The following is a 15591-nucleotide window of genomic DNA, read 5'->3' on the forward strand; positions in this document are numbered from 1 at the left end:
GCGTCGCTGCAGCCCCGGCACCGGATCGAGCGGGGGCTCAGATCGCGCGCAGCACCGCCACGATCTTCCCGAGAATCTCGGCATGGTCGCCCAGGATCGGTGCGAAGGCCGGGTTGTGCGGCATCAGCCAGACGTGATCGTCGCGCTGCACGAACGTCTTGACGGTGGCCTCGCCATCGATCATCGCCGCGACGATCTCGCCCTTCTCCGCGGTGTTCTGCGAGCGGACGACCACCCAGTCGCCGTCACAGATGGCGGCGTCGATCATCGAATCCCCGACCACCTGGAGCAGGAAGAGGTCGCCGTCGCCCACCAGACGCTGGGGAAGGGTGAAGACATCCTCGATCTGCTCCTCGGCGGTGATCGGTACACCGGCGGCGATCCTCCCCAGCAGTGGCACCGTCACGGAGTTCGGGCTGAGCTCGGTCACCGGCAGGGGCGCGGGGGCGTCATCCGCCTCTGGCATCACGACCTCCATCGCCCGCGGGCGCTTGGGATCGCGGCGCAGGAAGCCCTTGCGTTCGAGCGACTGCAGCTGATGGGCCACCGACGAGGAGGAGGTCAGCCCCACGGCATCGCCGATCTCGCGCATGGTGGGCGGATAGCCGTGTGAGGCGACCGCCGCGTTGATCGTCTCCAGGATCAGCCTCTGCCGCCGGCTGAGCCCCTCGGTGCGCTCATCGGCGGGAGCCTCGCCGCGGGACCGGATCGGCTTGGGGGTGCTCGGCGTCATCGTGAGGCCTCCTGGCGTCGTCTGTCGGACCCTCGCGGTTCCGTATGTGGTGTGACCCAGCGTAGGGCGGCGTGAGGCAGAAGCCAAACATGTGTTCGATGTTTCCCTTGCGTGTCGCCGGAACGTCGGGCTACAGTCGCACATACATTCGATCGAACAGGAGTTCGGATATGAATACTGGAACCGCCACGGTCCTCTCTCTTCCGGCGCAGCGCGAGCAGCGCGTCGAGGGTGCAGATCGAGCACGCGTTCGACTCGTCCCCACCCGTCGGGGACGCTTCCTCCTCGCTGGCCTCGCCTTCCTGCTGGGACTGCTCGTGGCTGCCGCCGTGCTGCTGACGGTGGATCTTCCTGCGGCGCTGGCAGGGACCGACTCCCAGCAGCCCGTCACCATCACGGTCGAGGCGGGAGACACCCTCTGGGGCTATGCCGAGGAGTTCGCTCCGGAGGCCATGAGCGAGCAGGAGTTCGTCGCTGAGGTGCGTACCCTCAACCACCTGCCCACCGGCCGTGTGACCGCGGGCCAGCAGATCGAGCTGCCCGTCTCAGGGGATGCGATCCGCTGAGCGGATCCGATGCCGGTACCCTGAGTGGATGCACTGTCCGTTCTGTCGCCACTCCGATTCGCGTGTCGTCGACTCGCGCACGTCCGATGACGGTGCGACGATCCGTCGGCGCCGCCAGTGCCCCAACTGCTCGCGGCGCTTCTCCACCTCGGAGACCGCGTCGCTGTCGGTTCTCAAGCGCTCCGGGGTCAGCGAACCGTTCAGCCGGGCGAAGGTGATCTCCGGAGTACGGAAGGCATGCCAGGGGCGTCCGGTCAGCGACGACCAGCTGGCCATGCTCGCCCAGCGGGTCGAGGAGAACATTCGCTCGAGCGGGCTCGCGGAGATCGATGCCCATCAGGTCGGCCTGTCGATCCTGCAGCCCCTCCAGGAACTGGATGTCGTGGCCTATCTGCGCTTCGCGAGCGTGTACCAGGCGTTCGACTCGCTCGAGGATTTCGAGGCCGCCATCGCACGTCTGCGTGCCGAGGGCCTGCATGGGGCGGGTGTCGAGGAGACCTCCGTCTGAGCCGAGCTGAGCGGGATCGCAGGGATGCATCCGCCGCCGGATCGTGCGGGTTTCGTAGATTTTGTGGATCTGGCGCTTGAGCACCTGTTCCTGTGCTTAAGATATCCCTCGTGCGCTCTTGCAGCGCACACCTGATCGGCGGTCGTGGAGGGGAAGCCACGGCCGCCGATCCTCGTCTGCTGGACGGTCAGCGGGTGAGCGGACGGGGTGGTCCTCAGCCGGCCATGCCGGCAGGAAGTGCGCGCGCATGGACCACTCCGAGATGCTGGGTGGATCGGCTCATCGCCACGTAGAGATCCCCGGCCCCGTGGGCGTCGATCAGCTCAGCGGGCTCCACCAGCACGACAGCATCGAACTCGAGCCCTTTGGCGTCCTGCGCCGACATGACGGCGATCTCGTCGTCCACGCCCGCGGATCCCACGCCCACCTTCGGCAGCCCACTGCGGGAGCGGAGCTCGGCGGCGATCGCGGAGATGCGCTCGTCGGCCACGATCACGGCGAGACGTCCCAGTCGCTCCTGGTGCACCGTCACCACCGCGTCAGCGGTCCGGGCGGTGAGCGAGGACTCCTCGGTGCGCTCGATGCGGGGATCACGATCTCCCTCGCGCACCGAGCTCACCTCTGTCACCGGCAGGTTGTGCGCGCGGGCCATCGCCACCGCACGGTCCATGATCCGGCTCGGGGTGCGGTAGTTGACCGTGAGGTGCTCGATCTGCAGGCGATCCTGGATATAGGGCGAGAGCGCGGCCGACCAGGAGTCGGTGCCGCCGGCGGAGGAAGTCTGCGCGACATCCCCGACCACCGTGAATGACTTCGTGGGCGCACGCCTCATGAGCGCGCGCCAGCTCATGGGCGAGTGCTCCTGGGCTTCGTCGACCACGACATGCCCGTACGTCCAGCTGCGCTCCGAGGAGGCGCGTTCGGCGAGGGTCCGCCCGTCTCTGACCTGACTGACCTGGTCTGCGAGGTCCTCGGCCCGGATCATCCCGGAGGTGTCGACGTTCTCGATGACCCTGCGGGCGTAGTCGACGTCGGCCTTGCGGCGCTCGGCATCGTCGCGGGCCCGCGCCTCGGCCGGTGCGGAGTCCTCTCCGAGGAGCTCCGCGACCTCGTCGAGCAGGGGGACGTCCTCGACGGTCCAGGGTGCATCCTTGGGCCGCACCAGGAGCTCGACCCGGTCTGCGAGGCTGTGGGGGGCGACCGCCCGCAGACGCTCGGGGCGGGAGAACAGGATCCGGAGGAATCCCTGCGGGGTGTAGGGGAGCCAGGCCAGGTTCAGCTGACGCTTGACCTCGGGGTTGTTGCGGAGATCTGCGAGCAGGTCCGCCCGATCTTCGGGGATCACAGTGTGGCCCTGGCTGCGGAGCGATTTCTCGTACTTGTCCACGAGCCGGTCCATCGCAGCGCGCACGAAGACGGCGCGCGCGGAGTTGTGCGGCTTGTGAGTGGCGCGAGCTTCCCTGCGCGCGGCGCGGATCACCTCTCGGGTCAGCGTGATGGGGGTGCCGTCGATGCGCAGCTGGACGTCCTCCTGAGGGACCACCTGACGCTGCTTGACCGCTCGCGAGAGCAGCTCGGCCATCGCGCTGTCGCCCTTGAGACGTGCCACCTCGTCGTCATCGTGCAGGAAGGTCTCCACCCCGGGGAACAGCTCGCCGGGGGTGAGCATCACCACCCCGGACTCGCCGAGGCTCGGCAGCACCCGCTCGATGTACCGCAGGAACCCCGGCGTCGGCGCCATGATCAGCACACCCGTGTGCTCCAGGCGGCGACGATGGGTGTAGAGCAGGTAGGCGGCGCGGTGCAGCGCGACCGCGGTCTTGCCGGTGCCGGGGCCGCCCTGGACCACCATCACCCCGCGGTTCTCGGAGCGGATGATCCGGTCCTGCTCGCCCTGGATGGTCGCGACGATGTCCCCCATGCGCCCGGTGCGCTTGCCGGAGACCGCGGCCAGCAGTGCGCCCTCGCCCTGGAGGACCACGTCGTGGTCGGGATCATCCAGGACGGTCTGGTCCAGGACGTCGTCCTCGAGACCGATCACGGTGCGACCACGATTGATCAGATGACGGCGCAGCCGCACCTCAAGCCGCTCGGTGCTGGTCGCGCGGTAGAACGCGGCCGCAGCCGGGGCGCGCCAGTCCACCAGCAGCTGCTCGCGCTCCGCCGTGAACAGACCGATGCGGCCGATGTAGTGACGGGCGGTGTCATCCATGTCCAACCGTCCGAAGACCACGCTGCGGGCGACCGAGCGCAGCAGCGCCAGACGGTCCTCGTACAGCGCCATGAACGAGTCCCGTTCGGAGCGGTTCTGGTGGGTCGAGGCGTGCTGAGATCCCTGGATCTGATCCAGGTTGCTCTCGACCTGGACCATCAGCTCGTCGAGTCGTGTGTAGAGCCGGTCGGCATACGCCTGCTCGCGCGCGATCTCCCGGGCGATCTGTCCCTCAGCGTCGTCCACAGCTCTGCCTCTCCACCTTTGCATCCTCGCGCCGCGCCTTCACCGGGCGGACCCCGGGTCGGCGAAGCACGGTGGTCCATTATGGTGGACGGGCCTGGGTGCGCGTGCCATCAGGTCACCAGCATCCAGACGGCCGCGAGGGAGGAGACCGCGATGCGCGACCCCCGAGATCTCTACCGCTTCGAAGCCACCGAAGTGCTCGAGGCCGTTCCGCGATCGGGCCTCACCCTGGTCCACGCCCTGCCGGGGATGGTTGATGCGGGCAATGCCTGCCGCATCGCGGCGACCTATCTGCGTGACGAGCTGCGCCATCTGCGACTGGTGTCCTTCGACACTGATGAGCTGCTGGACTACCGAGGTGCCCGCCCCCGCGCGACCTTCGACGGCACTTCCTACGTGGATGTCGAGCTGCCTGAGCTGACGCTGTCGCTGATGTATGACGAACGTGATCGTCCCTTCCTCTTCCTCGACGGCCCGGAGCCGGATCTCCAGTGGCGCCGGCTGTCGGAGGCGTTGATCGATCTGGTCGAGTTCTTCGATGTGGAGCGGGTGGTGGGCATGCAGGCGGTGCCGATGGCGGTCCCGCACACCCGACCTATCGGTCTGTTCGCCCATGCGAACGACCCCGCGCTGTTGGGTCGGCCGAACACTCGCCCCACGCCAGCGCCCGGCACCGCTCCGGAGAGCGGGGACGAGGAGCCCGGCGAACTGATCATCCCGGCCGCGTTCAGCGCTCTGCTGGAGCACCGGCTGGGGCGGGCGGGCCATCCGGCGATGGGCTATGCGGCACAGGTGCCGCATTACCTCACGCGCACCGATTTCCCGGCTGGCGCGCTGGCGCTGCTGCGCCGTGTCAGCGAAGCGGCTGAGCTCGATCTTCCGCTGGTGCACCTCGGTGACCTCACCGATGCGGCCACGGTCGCGCTGCAGGGGACCCTCGCCCAGAACTCGGAGGTGCGCCAGATCGTCAGCGCCCTCGAGGAGCAGTACGACGCGATGAGCGAGAGCGACCAGTCGCCGCTCGCGACCACGATGGATCTCCCGACCGCGGAGGAGATCGGCGAGCATTTCGAGCGCTTCCTCGCCGACCACGACGGGAATTCCCCGGACGAGCCGTTCCCCGGCTGAGAGCCGCGTCCCGCGCGTAGCAGATGCCACCTCGTGACCCAGTTCGTTACGTCTTCGTGATCACGTCTTGCCTCAGTCCGTGTGAACCGGGCCACGGTCGTGACAGAATGGCGGCGTTGCGGTGATGCAGGTCCAGCAGGACAGTCCGACGACGGTGCCTCGGCACAGCAGTACGGCATGCACCAATGCGCCACCCGCTTCGGCGGGGGACGGCTTCACGCGGCACCGCGATCGCGTCGTGCGATCGATGAAGGACGACACAGAAGGTGACAGGTATGGCACAGGGCTCGGTCAAGTGGTTCAACGCCGAAAAGGGCTTCGGATTCATCGAGATCGACGGAGGCGGCGCAGACGTCTTCGTTCATCACAGCAAGATCGACATGGATGGCTACCGCGCGCTCGACGAAGGTCAGCGCGTGGAGTTCGAGGTCACTCAGGGAGATAAGGGCCCGCAGGCCGAGCAGGTCCGCCCGGTCTGACCGACGGCGTCCCCGCGAAACTCTCACGGACCGGGCAGGAGCATTGCGCTCCTGCCCGGTTCGCTGTCATCTGGGCGGGGCCGCACGCCTGCGGGCAGGTGAGGGCCCTGGGCGCCTCATCGGCCCCGAGTGCCTCCGGCAGTCGCGCGTACGTCGCGCAGCTCCGAGCGCGTCCGGCAGTCGCGCCTACGTCCGGCAGCTCCGCGTGCGTCAGGCGGCCCAGACCACGTCAGGCCGCCCCGAGCACCCGTCCGGCCCGGGCGAGGGCGTCGACCTGCGTCGAGCGGGCCAGACGCACCGAGACGGCATCGGAGCGCAGATCCCGGTCGATGGCCTCAGGAAGCGGCCGACGTGAGGCGAGCAGAACGCAGTTCCCCCGCCGCTTGCCCGAGAGGTGCGCCGGCTCGGCGATGACGCCGACATGCGGGAACACAGCGGACAGAGTGGCGACCTCGTCGGCCATCAGCCCGGTCCCGGGCGGGGCGGCGCAGTTGGCCAGGTAGATGCCGCCATTGCGGAGCACCCGGTCCGCGTGCTCTGCGGCCTGGACCGTGATGAGCTCCGGCGGCGTGAGCGAGCCGGAGAACACATCCCGCACCAGCACGTCGAAGCGGTCCTCGCGCCAGGAGGTCAGGGCGCTGAGGGCATCCTCGGTGCGCACTCGAAGCTGTGGGGAGCGGGGGAGGTCGAACCAGATCCGCACGTGCTGCGCGAGCAGCTCGTCGATCTCCACCACGATCTGGCGTGAGCGCGGATGCCGGGAGGCGATCGCCCGTGGCAGAGAGCAGCCGCCGCCGCCGAGATGCGCGAGCTGGATCGCTGGCCCGGTGCCTGCGCTCTCATGGCCCTCGAGATGTCGGTCGATCACCAGCAGCATCCACCGCATGTACTCGAAGACCAGGTGCTCGGGGTCCGGGTGGAGGTGCGAGGAGGGGACCCCGTTGACATCCAGCAGGACCGATCCATCGTTCTCGAGGGTCAACCGGGCGCTCCCGGTGGAGATGGGGATCAGGGCATCGAGCGGTCCGAGCTGCTCGAAGGCAGCGCGGCGCGAGCGGTCACGTCGGGACATCGCCCCACTCTAGGAGATCGTCGACCGTTCCTCCCCAGTGGCCGGTGGTCCACAGCAGCCCCGGCGCGGCGTCGAATGTCACACCCCGCCTCTAGCGTTCTCGGTACCAGGGCGATGCAGGAAGCGCCGTCCGCCGTGCACCAGGAGGAGGAGCCCGATGACACCGACGACATCCCGCCGCCGAGGAGCCGCAGTCCTCTCCGTCAGTGCACCCTCGCTGCGACTGCGCCTGGCCCGGCTCGACCAGGACCAGGCGGATCTCGAACGTGCACGGGACCTGCTGCAGCAGGCTCGGGCGGCGGTCCAGGAGGATCCGCGAGAGGCCTTCGAGCTCGCCCATCGCGCTGCGCTGCGCGGCGCCGGGGTGCTCGTGGCGCGAGCCAATCGGGAGCGCCGCCGGCCTCTGCCGCTGAACGTGTGGACCGCGCTCGCGCGGCTCGGCGGGGAGGACATCGAGCGTGCTGAGCGCCTGGCCCCGCTGGTCTCGGAGCGAACACGGCTGGATCGGGATCCTTCCGCTCAGCCGGACCCGGACCTGCTGGAGCGGCACCTCGAGGAGACCGCCTGCCACCTGACGCAGATCTCCCAGCGACTGCTCGAGGATCTTCCCGCGCACATCACAGATCTCACGGCTGCGGGCTGAGGGACCGAGCGGTCGTCTCCAGCCCCGGTACAGTGCGAGCTCGAGGGAGGTGCTGATGAACCTGCGCGCGGACGAGGATCCCGGACATGAGATCCCCGGGATCCTGCACCTGGACATGGACGCCTTCTTCGCCTCCGTCGAAGTGCGGGACGACCCGAGCCTGCGGGGCCTGCCCGTCGTGGTCGGCGGCGCCGGGGCCCGAGGCGTGGTGGCTGCAGCCAGCTATCCCGCACGCACCCGGGGGATCCGTTCGGCGATGCCGATGGCCTCGGCGCGGCGCCTGGCCCCGGACCTCGTCATCGTCCCTCCCCGCATCGACGTGTACCGCGAGATCTCCTCCGAGGTGATGGCGCTGCTGGGCAACGTCGTCGCGGATGTCGAGCAGATCAGCGTCGACGAGGCGTTCCTGGATGTGCGCGGAGCGCGCCGCCTCTTCGGGGAGCCGGAGCAGATCGCGGACCTGTTGCGGCGGAGGATCCGTGACGAGCTCGGTTTGCCCAGCTCGGTGGGTGGCTCGGTCTCCCGAGCGGTGGCGAAGATCGCCTCGGCCCAGGCGAAGCCCGACGGCATGCTCATCGTCCCTGCGGATGACACCGCAGCCTTTCTCGCCCCGCTTCCGGTGTCGGTGATCTCCGGGATCGGCCCCAAGGCGCAGTCCGCGCTCGAGCGGATCGGGGTGCGCACCGTGGGTCAGCTCCGAGATATCCCGTCCACCACTCTCACGCGAGCGTTAGGGCCACGCGCACGGGAGGTCGCGGCCCTGGCTGATGGCAGCGACCGCACGGGGCTCGGCCATCGGACGCGGGACCGCTCACTGGGCACGGAGCGCACCTGGGACGCGGACCTCACCGACGCGCAGGAGGTGCGCAGGCGCATCACCCAGATGGCGGACGACGTCGCGCGGCAACTGCGTCGCGGAGGATTCGTCGCCCGCACGGTGGTGCTGAAGCTCCGCGCCCCCGACGGCACCACGATCACACGCTCCTCGACCTTCGATCTGCCGACGGCGAGCGGGGAACGGCTGCGCGAACAGGTGGTCACCCTGTGGGACCGTGAACGCGATGCTCTGCCGCGGGTCCGCCTGGCGGGGGTGCGGGCGACCCACCTCGAGCCGGCTGCCGGGGTCCCGATGCAGGCGGAGCTGTCGGCACGGTCCGCCGGATGGCACGACCTCGAAGCTGCGATGGACCAGGCGATGGAGCGCTTCGGCGCCCACAGCCTCAGCCGCGGCTCGACCCTCGGTCCCGCGGAGGGCGGGTCGCAGCGCACCGCGTCAGGAGCTGAGGGCGCGGCGCCGGAGAAGGGCGCTCCGCACGGCTCGGGAGAGCCCAGTGATGGTCTGTTCTGAGACCTAACGGAGGGAAAGTTCCCATAACCCAGGAACACGCTCTAAACTGGGGAGACCGCCGATGAGGGCAATGCCTTCTCACACGGTGAACGGTGCGCCGACCGGCGCGAGAGGACGGGACAAGGAGCGGGATCATGCCGCTGTCTGAACACGAGCAGAAGATGCTCGACGAGATGGAGCGTCAGCTTTTCGCCGACGATCCGCGTCTCGCGCGAGCTTTCGCGCCAAAGCCGCCGCCGCGCCGCAGCGGGCGTCGGATCCTCATCGGGTTGGGAGCTGTCGTCGTAGGCCTGGGAGTGCTGGTGCTCGCCGTCAGCCTGCCAGCTGTCTGGCTCGGCGTGATCGCCTTCATCGGCATGCTGACCGGCGCGGTCTACGCGGTCACCGCTCCCGGTGGCTCCTCCGAGGGCAACGACTCGCCCGGCGGTGGGGGTGGAGGCTCCGGCCCGACCACCTCCGGTGGCGACGGCACCTTCATGCGCAAGCTGGAGGAGCGCTGGGAGAAGCGCGCGGGGGACGACCCCCGCCTCTGACCTCTCCCCACCACGGCACGGCACTGCTGTGCCCACAGATGTGCCCAAAGACTCCGATGCCCCGGCTCTCATGAGCCGGGGCATCGTCATGTCCGGAGCCGGGTGAAGTCCTGCCGGCACCGGCACCGGCGGTGCCGAGGCGTCCTCCAGTCTCGCCGCTGAGGCTGGTCGTACCTGCCGGTCGGGCTGCGCCTGACGATGATCTCCGCCCCATTCCCCACATCGCTCCACCGCGCACCTCCCTCTCCCTCCACAGGCCCCCACGACCACGCCCCTTGGCCGGTCGTGGCTCTCTGACCTGCCAGTTCTCTGCTGAGAGTGCTCGCAGTCTTGGCGACTGCACCCCGAGAAGACCGCCTGAGACGCGCCGCACGGGAAATTCCCCCCACCTCGCCCCACGGCTGTGACCTGCGGCGTTCGTGGAGAAGGGGAGGAGATCTCCCGCATATGTGGCATCTGGTGGGGGGTAGTGGGGTAAAGTGGAGCGTGTTGGAAGGAGATGGGTTCTGGATCGTGAGGCTCGGTGAGTGAAGGAGGGCGCTGATGTTCCTCGGCACCTTCACGCCCAAGCTGGACGAGAAAGGACGCCTGATCTTTCCGGCGAAGTTCCGGGACGAGCTCGCTTCGGGGCTGGTCATGACTCGTGGACAGGAGCACTGCATCGCCGTGTACCCGCTCATGGAGTTCCGCCAGAAGCTCGAGGAGGCCCGTCGGGTCCCCACCACCGATCAGCGCACCCGCGACTACCTGCGAGTGCTGCTGTCCGGCGCGGAGGACGTCATCCCGGACAAGCAGGGCCGCATCACCATCCCGGGCCATCTGCGCACCTATGCGGATCTGGACCGGGAATGCGCCGTCATCGGCGCGCTCGACCGCCTCGAGATCTGGTCGCTCCCGGCCTGGGACGCCTATCTCGAACAGAAGGAGCAGGGCTTCGCGGAGACCTCCGAAGAGGTGATCCCCGGCCTGTTCTGAGCTCGACCCGAGGGTTCTCCGTCCTGTGAGACCTCTCGTCGTTCCCGCCCCGACGCAACTTCCCCGGTGGCGGGTCGGGAACGACGAGGAATCTGGCAGGACGGCACCGCGAGCAGGATGCGGGTCGACAGGCAGGCAGGAAAGACAGACAGGGAGGACCCGCAGGGGTCCGCTCTTCACGAACAGCACGTACAGGACCCAGGGGAGAGGTGACATGGACGAGACACAGCGCGACCTGCCGGCAGAAGAACGGCACGTCCCCGTCCTGCTGGCCACCTCGGTCGAGCTCCTCACCCCGGCTCTCCAGGAGCCCGGCTCGGTGTACGTCGATGCCACGCTCGGCATGGCCGGCCACGCCACCGCCGTCCTCCACGCTGCTCCCCACGCACGACTCGTCGGCATCGATCGCGACCCCGAGGCTCTCGAGCTCGCACGGCGCCGGCTGGACCGTGAGGGGGTCGGGGACCGGGCCACGCTCGTCCACGCCACCTATGACGAGATCCCCGGGGTGCTCGAGGAGCTGGGCCTCCCCGGCGCGCATGGCGTGATGATGGATCTGGGCCTGTCGAGCTTTCAGATCGACACCACCGACCGCGGCTTCTCCTACTCGGTCGATGCCCCGCTGGACATGCGGATGGACACGGCCTCTGAGGGACCGACGGCCGCGGATCTGCTGCGCGATCTGCCCGAGGCCGAGATCTCCCGCATCCTCCACGACCTCGGCGACGAGCGCTTCGCCAAGCGGATCGCCCGTCGCATCGTCGAGCAGCGACAGATCGCTCCGCTGACCCGGAGCGGCGAACTCGTCGAGCTGCTGGACCGGGCGATCCCCGGCTCCTCGAAGGCCAGCGGCGGCCATCCCGCCAAGCGCACCTTCCAGGCATTGCGGATCGCGGTCAACGAGGAGCTCGAGATCCTCGCCTCCGCCATCGAGTCGGCGCTCGACTGCCTCCACGTCGGCGGCCGCATCGTCGTGGAGTCCTATCACTCCGGCGAGGACCGTCTGGTCAAAACGGCCTTCGCGCGACGCACCCGATCCTCGGCCCCTCCCGGACTGCCGGTGGAGCTCGAGGAGCACAAGCCGTCCTTCGTCCCGATCGTGCGCGGCGCACTCCAGGCTGATGACACCGAGCGCGGCAGCAACTCCCGTGCCGCCTCCGTCCGCCTCCGCGCACTGACCCGTACCCGACCCGCTGAGAGAGCACACTGAGATGGCAAGCACCACAGCCGTTCATGCGCCCGCGATCCGCCCGGTCCGCGGAGCGAAGCCGGCCTCCGCCCCGCGCCCGCGCCTCACGGTGGTCGCGACCCCGAAGGCTGCCGGCAGCTCGATGCCGTTCACGATGCTCTGCACGCTCATCGTCGCAGCGACCCTCGCAGCGCTGCTCTACCTCAACATCCAGATGTCGGACGCGAGCTACGAGATCAACCGCCTGCAGGGCCAGTCCCAGCGACTCAACGAGGAGAGCCAGGCGCTCGCGGAGACCAATGAACGCCTCGGCACGCCCCAGGAGCTCGAGCGTCAGGCGCGCGAGATCGGCATGGTCCCGGTGTCGGATCCGGCATATATCGACCTCGACACGGGCCAGATCATCGGAGAGACGTCTCCGACGGCGCAGACTGAGGCCAACCCTGAGCTCGCAGCGGTACCCGCAGAGGTCGCCGTGCCGCCGGCTCAGATCTACGACGAGCCCGACGCCTACCACGGCATGGGCAACGAAGGGGCCTGAGGATGACGTCACCGCGCAGGAACGGCAGGAAGAACACCCCCCGCTCCGCAGCGGGCTCCCGTCGTCCCCGATCCGGTGGCACCGCGCGAGCTCGGCTCCCGCAGGCTCGTCTGGGCGAGCCCTCCACCCGGCACCGCCTGCTGGTGTGCCTGATCATGGTCGCGGTGCTCGCCCTGTCCGGTCGCCTGATCTGGGTACAGGGTCTCGATGCGAGCGCACGCGCCGAGGAGGCGGTGCAGCAGCGCACCGTCACCCGCACCATCCCCGCCCTTCGCGGCGAGATCACCGACCGCAACGGGACCGCCCTGGCCAGCTCCGTGCAGCGCTACGACCTGTGGGTCAACCAGATGCAGGTGGACGAGTACCTCGCCACCTCGAAGACCGCGGATGTGACCGGAGTCGACGCCGCCGCCGCAGCGCTCGCCCCGGTGCTGGGATGGACGGTCTCGGAGACCGAGGAGGCGCTCACCGGCGACGCCGGATTCTCATACCTGCAGAAGAACGTCGACCCCGAGGTGCGGGACGCGGCTATGTCCCTGCGAATCCCTGGGATCGGCTCCACCCCGGTGGCTGATCGGATCTACCCGGCCGGATCGGTCGGCGGCAACGTCCTGGGCTTTGTCGGCGATGACGGCACGGCCCTGGCCGGCACCGAGCTCTCCTTCGATGAGGAGCTGCGGGGCACCGACGGCAAGACCACCTACGAGCGCGGCGCCCAGGGGCAGATCATCCCCACCGGGAAGCAGCAGACCACCCCGGCCGTCGACGGCAACGACGTGGTGCTCACCATCGACCGCGACCTGCAGTGGAAGGCGCAGCAGATCGTGGCCGGAGCTGTCCAGCAGTGGGGAGCCACCGGCGGCAGCGCCGTGGTCTACAACGCGAAGACCGGCGAGGTCCTCTCGCTCGCGGAGTACCCCAGCTACGACCCCAACAAGCCGGGAGACGCGGAGGAGCAGGACCGGGGCAACCGCTCCATCTCCAACGTCTTCGAGCCGGGCTCCACCGGCAAGCTGTTCACGATCGCGGCCGCGCTCGAAGAGGGGACCGTCACCCCCGAGACGCAGTACGACATCCCCTATGAGAAGTGGTTCGACGGCCACCGCATCAAGGATTCGCACCACCATCCGGACCAGCAGCTGACCCTCGCGGGCGTGCTCAAGAACAGCTCCAACGTCGGCACCGTGCAGATCTCCGAGACCCTCACCCCCGAGGTCCGTCACGACTACCTCAGGGCCTTCGGGCTGGGGGAGCGGACCGGCGTGGAGCTGCCCGGAGAGTCCGCAGGCCTCGTCCACCCGGCAGCGGAGTGGACCGGCCGCACCCGCTATACGACCGCCTTCGGCCAGGGATACAGCGTCAACGCCCTGCAGATGGTCTCCGCGGTGGGCACCTTCGCCAATGACGGGGTGCGGGTCCAGCCCTCGCTGATCGCTGGGATCCGCGAGGACGATGGCTCCGTACGCCCGCTCGGCGAGCCGGAGAGCACTCGCGTGGTCTCCAGCGAGACCGCGGACACCATGCAGCAGCTGATGGACAACTCGGTCGATGACGAGACCTCCAGCGCGGCGGTGCCCGGCTACGCAGTCGCGGGCAAGACCGGTACCGCGCAGGTCGGGGACAGCACCTATACCGCCTCCTTCATCGGCTTCGCCCCCGCCGATGACCCGGAGATCGTGGTCGGCGTGTTCATCTTCGGCCTGAACACCTTCATCTCCGGCAGTCGGGCCGCCGCACCCGCGTTCTCGGAGCTGACCACCTTCGCCCTGCAGAACCAGGGCATCGCGCCGACCGGCGTCACCGGCCGTGAGCTCGAGAACGAGTGGGGAGAGCAGTGACCGTGCCGGCAGAGCCCGTCCCCGAACCCGCCCGCCCGCGCCGCCCTCACGGTGCGAGCGCGGCGGACCTTGCCCGCGCCCTCCACACCCTGGCGCCAGGCCACGATCTGACGCTGCGCGGGGTCACCCTCGACTCCCGCGCCGTGGAGGCCGGGGACCTCTGGTGCGCCCTGCCCGGCGCCAACGCCCACGGCGCCGAATTTGCCGACCAGGCCGCGCGCCAGGGAGCTGTCATGGCGCTCACCGATGCCGCCGGGCGGGACCGGTGCGAAGCCGCGGGACTGCCGGCCCTGGTGGTCGAGGACCCCCGCGCGGCCACCGCCACCGCGGCGGCCCTCGTCCAGGGCCGTCCCGCCTCGAAGCTCGCCACCGTCGGTGTGACCGGGACCAATGGCAAGACCTCGATCACCACCGCGATCACCCGCACCCTGCTCGAGCTCGGAGTGCCCGCCGGCGCGATCGGCACCAGCGGCACCAGCTACCGCGATGCCCACCGCACGGATCACGAGATCGCGACCGTGCGCACCACCCCCGAGGCGCCGGAGCTGCACGGGCTCCTTGCCCGCATGGTCGAGGATGAGGTCTCGGTGGTCTCGATGGAGGTCTCCAGCCACGCCCTGGTGCTGCACCGAGCCGACGAGGTGATCTACGACGTCGCCTGCTTCACCAATCTCACGCAGGACCACCTCGACTTCCACGGCACCATGGAGCACTACTACGAGGCCAAGCGCACCCTGTTCACCCCGGCCCATGCACGCCGCGGGATCATCTGCGTCGACGACGCCTGGGGTCAGCGGCTCGCCCGCGAGTCCGAGATCCCAGTGACGACCTACACCACCCGTCCGGAGATCGACGCGGACCACCGCGCGCGGGACATCCGCCCGGACGGCTACGGCTCGACATTCGTCGTCGACGGGCCCGGGGGCACGAGGCAGCTGCACGCCGCACTGCCGGGACGCCATTACGTCGCCAACACCCTGGCGGCTGAACTGCTGCTGGCGGCGCTGGGGCACACCGGCCCCGACGTCGTGCGGGCGCTCGGCGAGGCCGGGACGGTTCCCGGCCGGATGGAGTCGGTGACCCAGGGCCCTGTCCGCGGGGTCGTGGACTACTCCCACACCCCTGACGCCCTCGAACAGGCCCTCGACACGCTGCGCGCGGTCCCCGGCACCAGGCGGCTGCTGGTCGTGATGGGGGCCGGTGGCGATCGCGATCGGACCAAGCGACCGGCGATGGGAGAGATCGCTGCACGCCTCGCGGACGTGGTGATCGTCACGGATGACAACCCGCGTACCGAGGACCCGGCCTCGATCCGCCGCGAGGTGCTCCAGGGCATCCCTGATGGCACGAACGCGCAGGTCCACGAGGTAGATGGGCGCGGGGAGGCGATCCTCCTGGCGGCGTCGCTGGCGGACGTGTCCGACACCATCCTCGTCGCCGGCAAGGGAGCCGAGACCGGACAGCAGATCGGCGGTATCGTCCAGCCGTTCGATGATCGCCTCCGACTGCGGGATGCACTGCGAGGTGCACCGACCACGCGCGGAGGCGCCGACGCCGACCACATGGATGAAGGACGCTGA

At 69.3% G+C, this 15591-nt stretch carries 15 protein-coding genes; 12 read left to right on the forward strand and 3 right to left on the reverse strand.

Features of this window, described 5'->3' with window-relative positions; genetic code table 11:
- Positions 1-37: 37 nt before the first annotated feature.
- On the reverse strand, positions 38-733 hold the full coding sequence (gene lexA, locus ACT3UF_RS13580; protein WP_441443533.1) for a transcriptional repressor LexA: 696 nt from the start codon (positions 731-733) through the stop codon (positions 38-40).
- Between the two features lie 170 nt (positions 734-903).
- On the opposite strand from lexA, the gene ACT3UF_RS13585 reads away from it, so the two are divergent.
- Together ACT3UF_RS13585 and nrdR are read left to right on the forward strand one after the other, a co-directional pair.
- Positions 904-1299, forward strand: coding sequence for a peptidoglycan-binding protein LysM (locus ACT3UF_RS13585; RefSeq protein WP_441443532.1), 396 nt, complete (start codon positions 904-906; stop codon positions 1297-1299).
- 28 nt (positions 1300-1327) lie between these two features.
- A complete protein-coding gene (gene nrdR / locus ACT3UF_RS13590; RefSeq protein WP_442331807.1) occupies positions 1328-1807 on the forward strand; it encodes a transcriptional regulator NrdR in 480 nt (159 codons plus the stop codon).
- 214 nt (positions 1808-2021) lie between these two features.
- On the opposite strand, the gene ACT3UF_RS13595 is transcribed toward nrdR, so the two are convergent.
- On the reverse strand, positions 2022-4265 hold the full coding sequence (locus ACT3UF_RS13595) for a HelD family protein (protein WP_444501731.1): 2244 nt from the start codon (positions 4263-4265) through the stop codon (positions 2022-2024).
- A gap of 153 nt (positions 4266-4418) precedes the next feature.
- Between ACT3UF_RS13595 and ACT3UF_RS13600 the strand changes: the two genes are divergently transcribed.
- Both ACT3UF_RS13600 and ACT3UF_RS13605 read left to right on the forward strand, forming a co-directional pair.
- Positions 4419-5393 carry a proteasome assembly chaperone family protein gene (locus ACT3UF_RS13600; protein ID WP_441443529.1) on the forward strand — a complete coding sequence of 325 codons (975 nt, stop codon included), beginning with the start codon at positions 4419-4421 and terminating at the stop codon, positions 5391-5393.
- 275 nt (positions 5394-5668) lie between these two features.
- Complete coding sequence (locus ACT3UF_RS13605) at positions 5669-5872, forward strand: cold-shock protein (protein WP_193104230.1); 204 nt, start codon at positions 5669-5671, stop codon at positions 5870-5872.
- 229 nt (positions 5873-6101) lie between these two features.
- On the opposite strand, the gene ACT3UF_RS13610 is transcribed toward ACT3UF_RS13605, so the two are convergent.
- Positions 6102-6944 (reverse strand): spermidine synthase, encoded by an 843-nt coding sequence (locus ACT3UF_RS13610; protein ID WP_442331809.1) that lies wholly within the window; start codon positions 6942-6944, stop codon positions 6102-6104.
- 157 nt (positions 6945-7101) lie between these two features.
- Here ACT3UF_RS13610 and ACT3UF_RS13615 point away from each other — a divergent pair, with 157 nt between their 5' ends.
- The 8 genes from ACT3UF_RS13615 (at position 7102) to ACT3UF_RS13650 (ending at position 15591) form a co-directional block, all read left to right on the forward strand.
- Positions 7102-7587 carry an SAV_6107 family HEPN domain-containing protein gene (locus ACT3UF_RS13615; protein ID WP_441443527.1) on the forward strand — a complete coding sequence of 162 codons (486 nt, stop codon included), beginning with the start codon at positions 7102-7104 and terminating at the stop codon, positions 7585-7587.
- 55 nt (positions 7588-7642) lie between these two features.
- The gene (gene dinB / locus ACT3UF_RS13620; protein ID WP_441443526.1) at positions 7643-8935 is read left to right on the forward strand and encodes a DNA polymerase IV; all 1293 of its coding nucleotides are present in this window, start codon (positions 7643-7645) and stop codon (positions 8933-8935) included.
- A gap of 134 nt (positions 8936-9069) precedes the next feature.
- Positions 9070-9468 carry a DUF3040 domain-containing protein gene (locus tag ACT3UF_RS13625; protein WP_441443525.1) on the forward strand — a complete coding sequence of 133 codons (399 nt, stop codon included), beginning with the start codon at positions 9070-9072 and terminating at the stop codon, positions 9466-9468.
- 543 nt (positions 9469-10011) lie between these two features.
- Positions 10012-10443 carry a division/cell wall cluster transcriptional repressor MraZ gene (gene mraZ / locus ACT3UF_RS13630; RefSeq protein WP_299299844.1) on the forward strand — a complete coding sequence of 144 codons (432 nt, stop codon included), beginning with the start codon at positions 10012-10014 and terminating at the stop codon, positions 10441-10443.
- Positions 10444-10657: 214 nt separating this feature from the next.
- Entirely contained in the window at positions 10658-11653 is a 996-nt protein-coding gene (gene rsmH, locus ACT3UF_RS13635) for a 16S rRNA (cytosine(1402)-N(4))-methyltransferase RsmH (RefSeq protein ID WP_441443524.1), read from the forward strand.
- Position 11654: 1 nt separating this feature from the next.
- Positions 11655-12173, forward strand: a complete 519-nt coding sequence (locus ACT3UF_RS13640) for a hypothetical protein (RefSeq protein ID WP_441443523.1) — start codon at positions 11655-11657, stop codon at positions 12171-12173.
- Positions 12174-12175: 2 nt separating this feature from the next.
- A complete protein-coding gene (locus ACT3UF_RS13645; RefSeq protein WP_441443522.1) occupies positions 12176-14011 on the forward strand; it encodes a peptidoglycan D,D-transpeptidase FtsI family protein in 1836 nt (611 codons plus the stop codon).
- 2 nt (positions 14012-14013) lie between these two features.
- The gene (locus ACT3UF_RS13650) at positions 14014-15591 is read left to right on the forward strand and encodes a UDP-N-acetylmuramoyl-L-alanyl-D-glutamate--2,6-diaminopimelate ligase (protein WP_444501754.1); all 1578 of its coding nucleotides are present in this window, start codon (positions 14014-14016) and stop codon (positions 15589-15591) included.

Source organism: Brachybacterium sp. AOP24-D1-21 (genome assembly GCF_052378665.1).
GTDB lineage: Bacteria > Actinomycetota > Actinomycetes > Actinomycetales > Dermabacteraceae > Brachybacterium.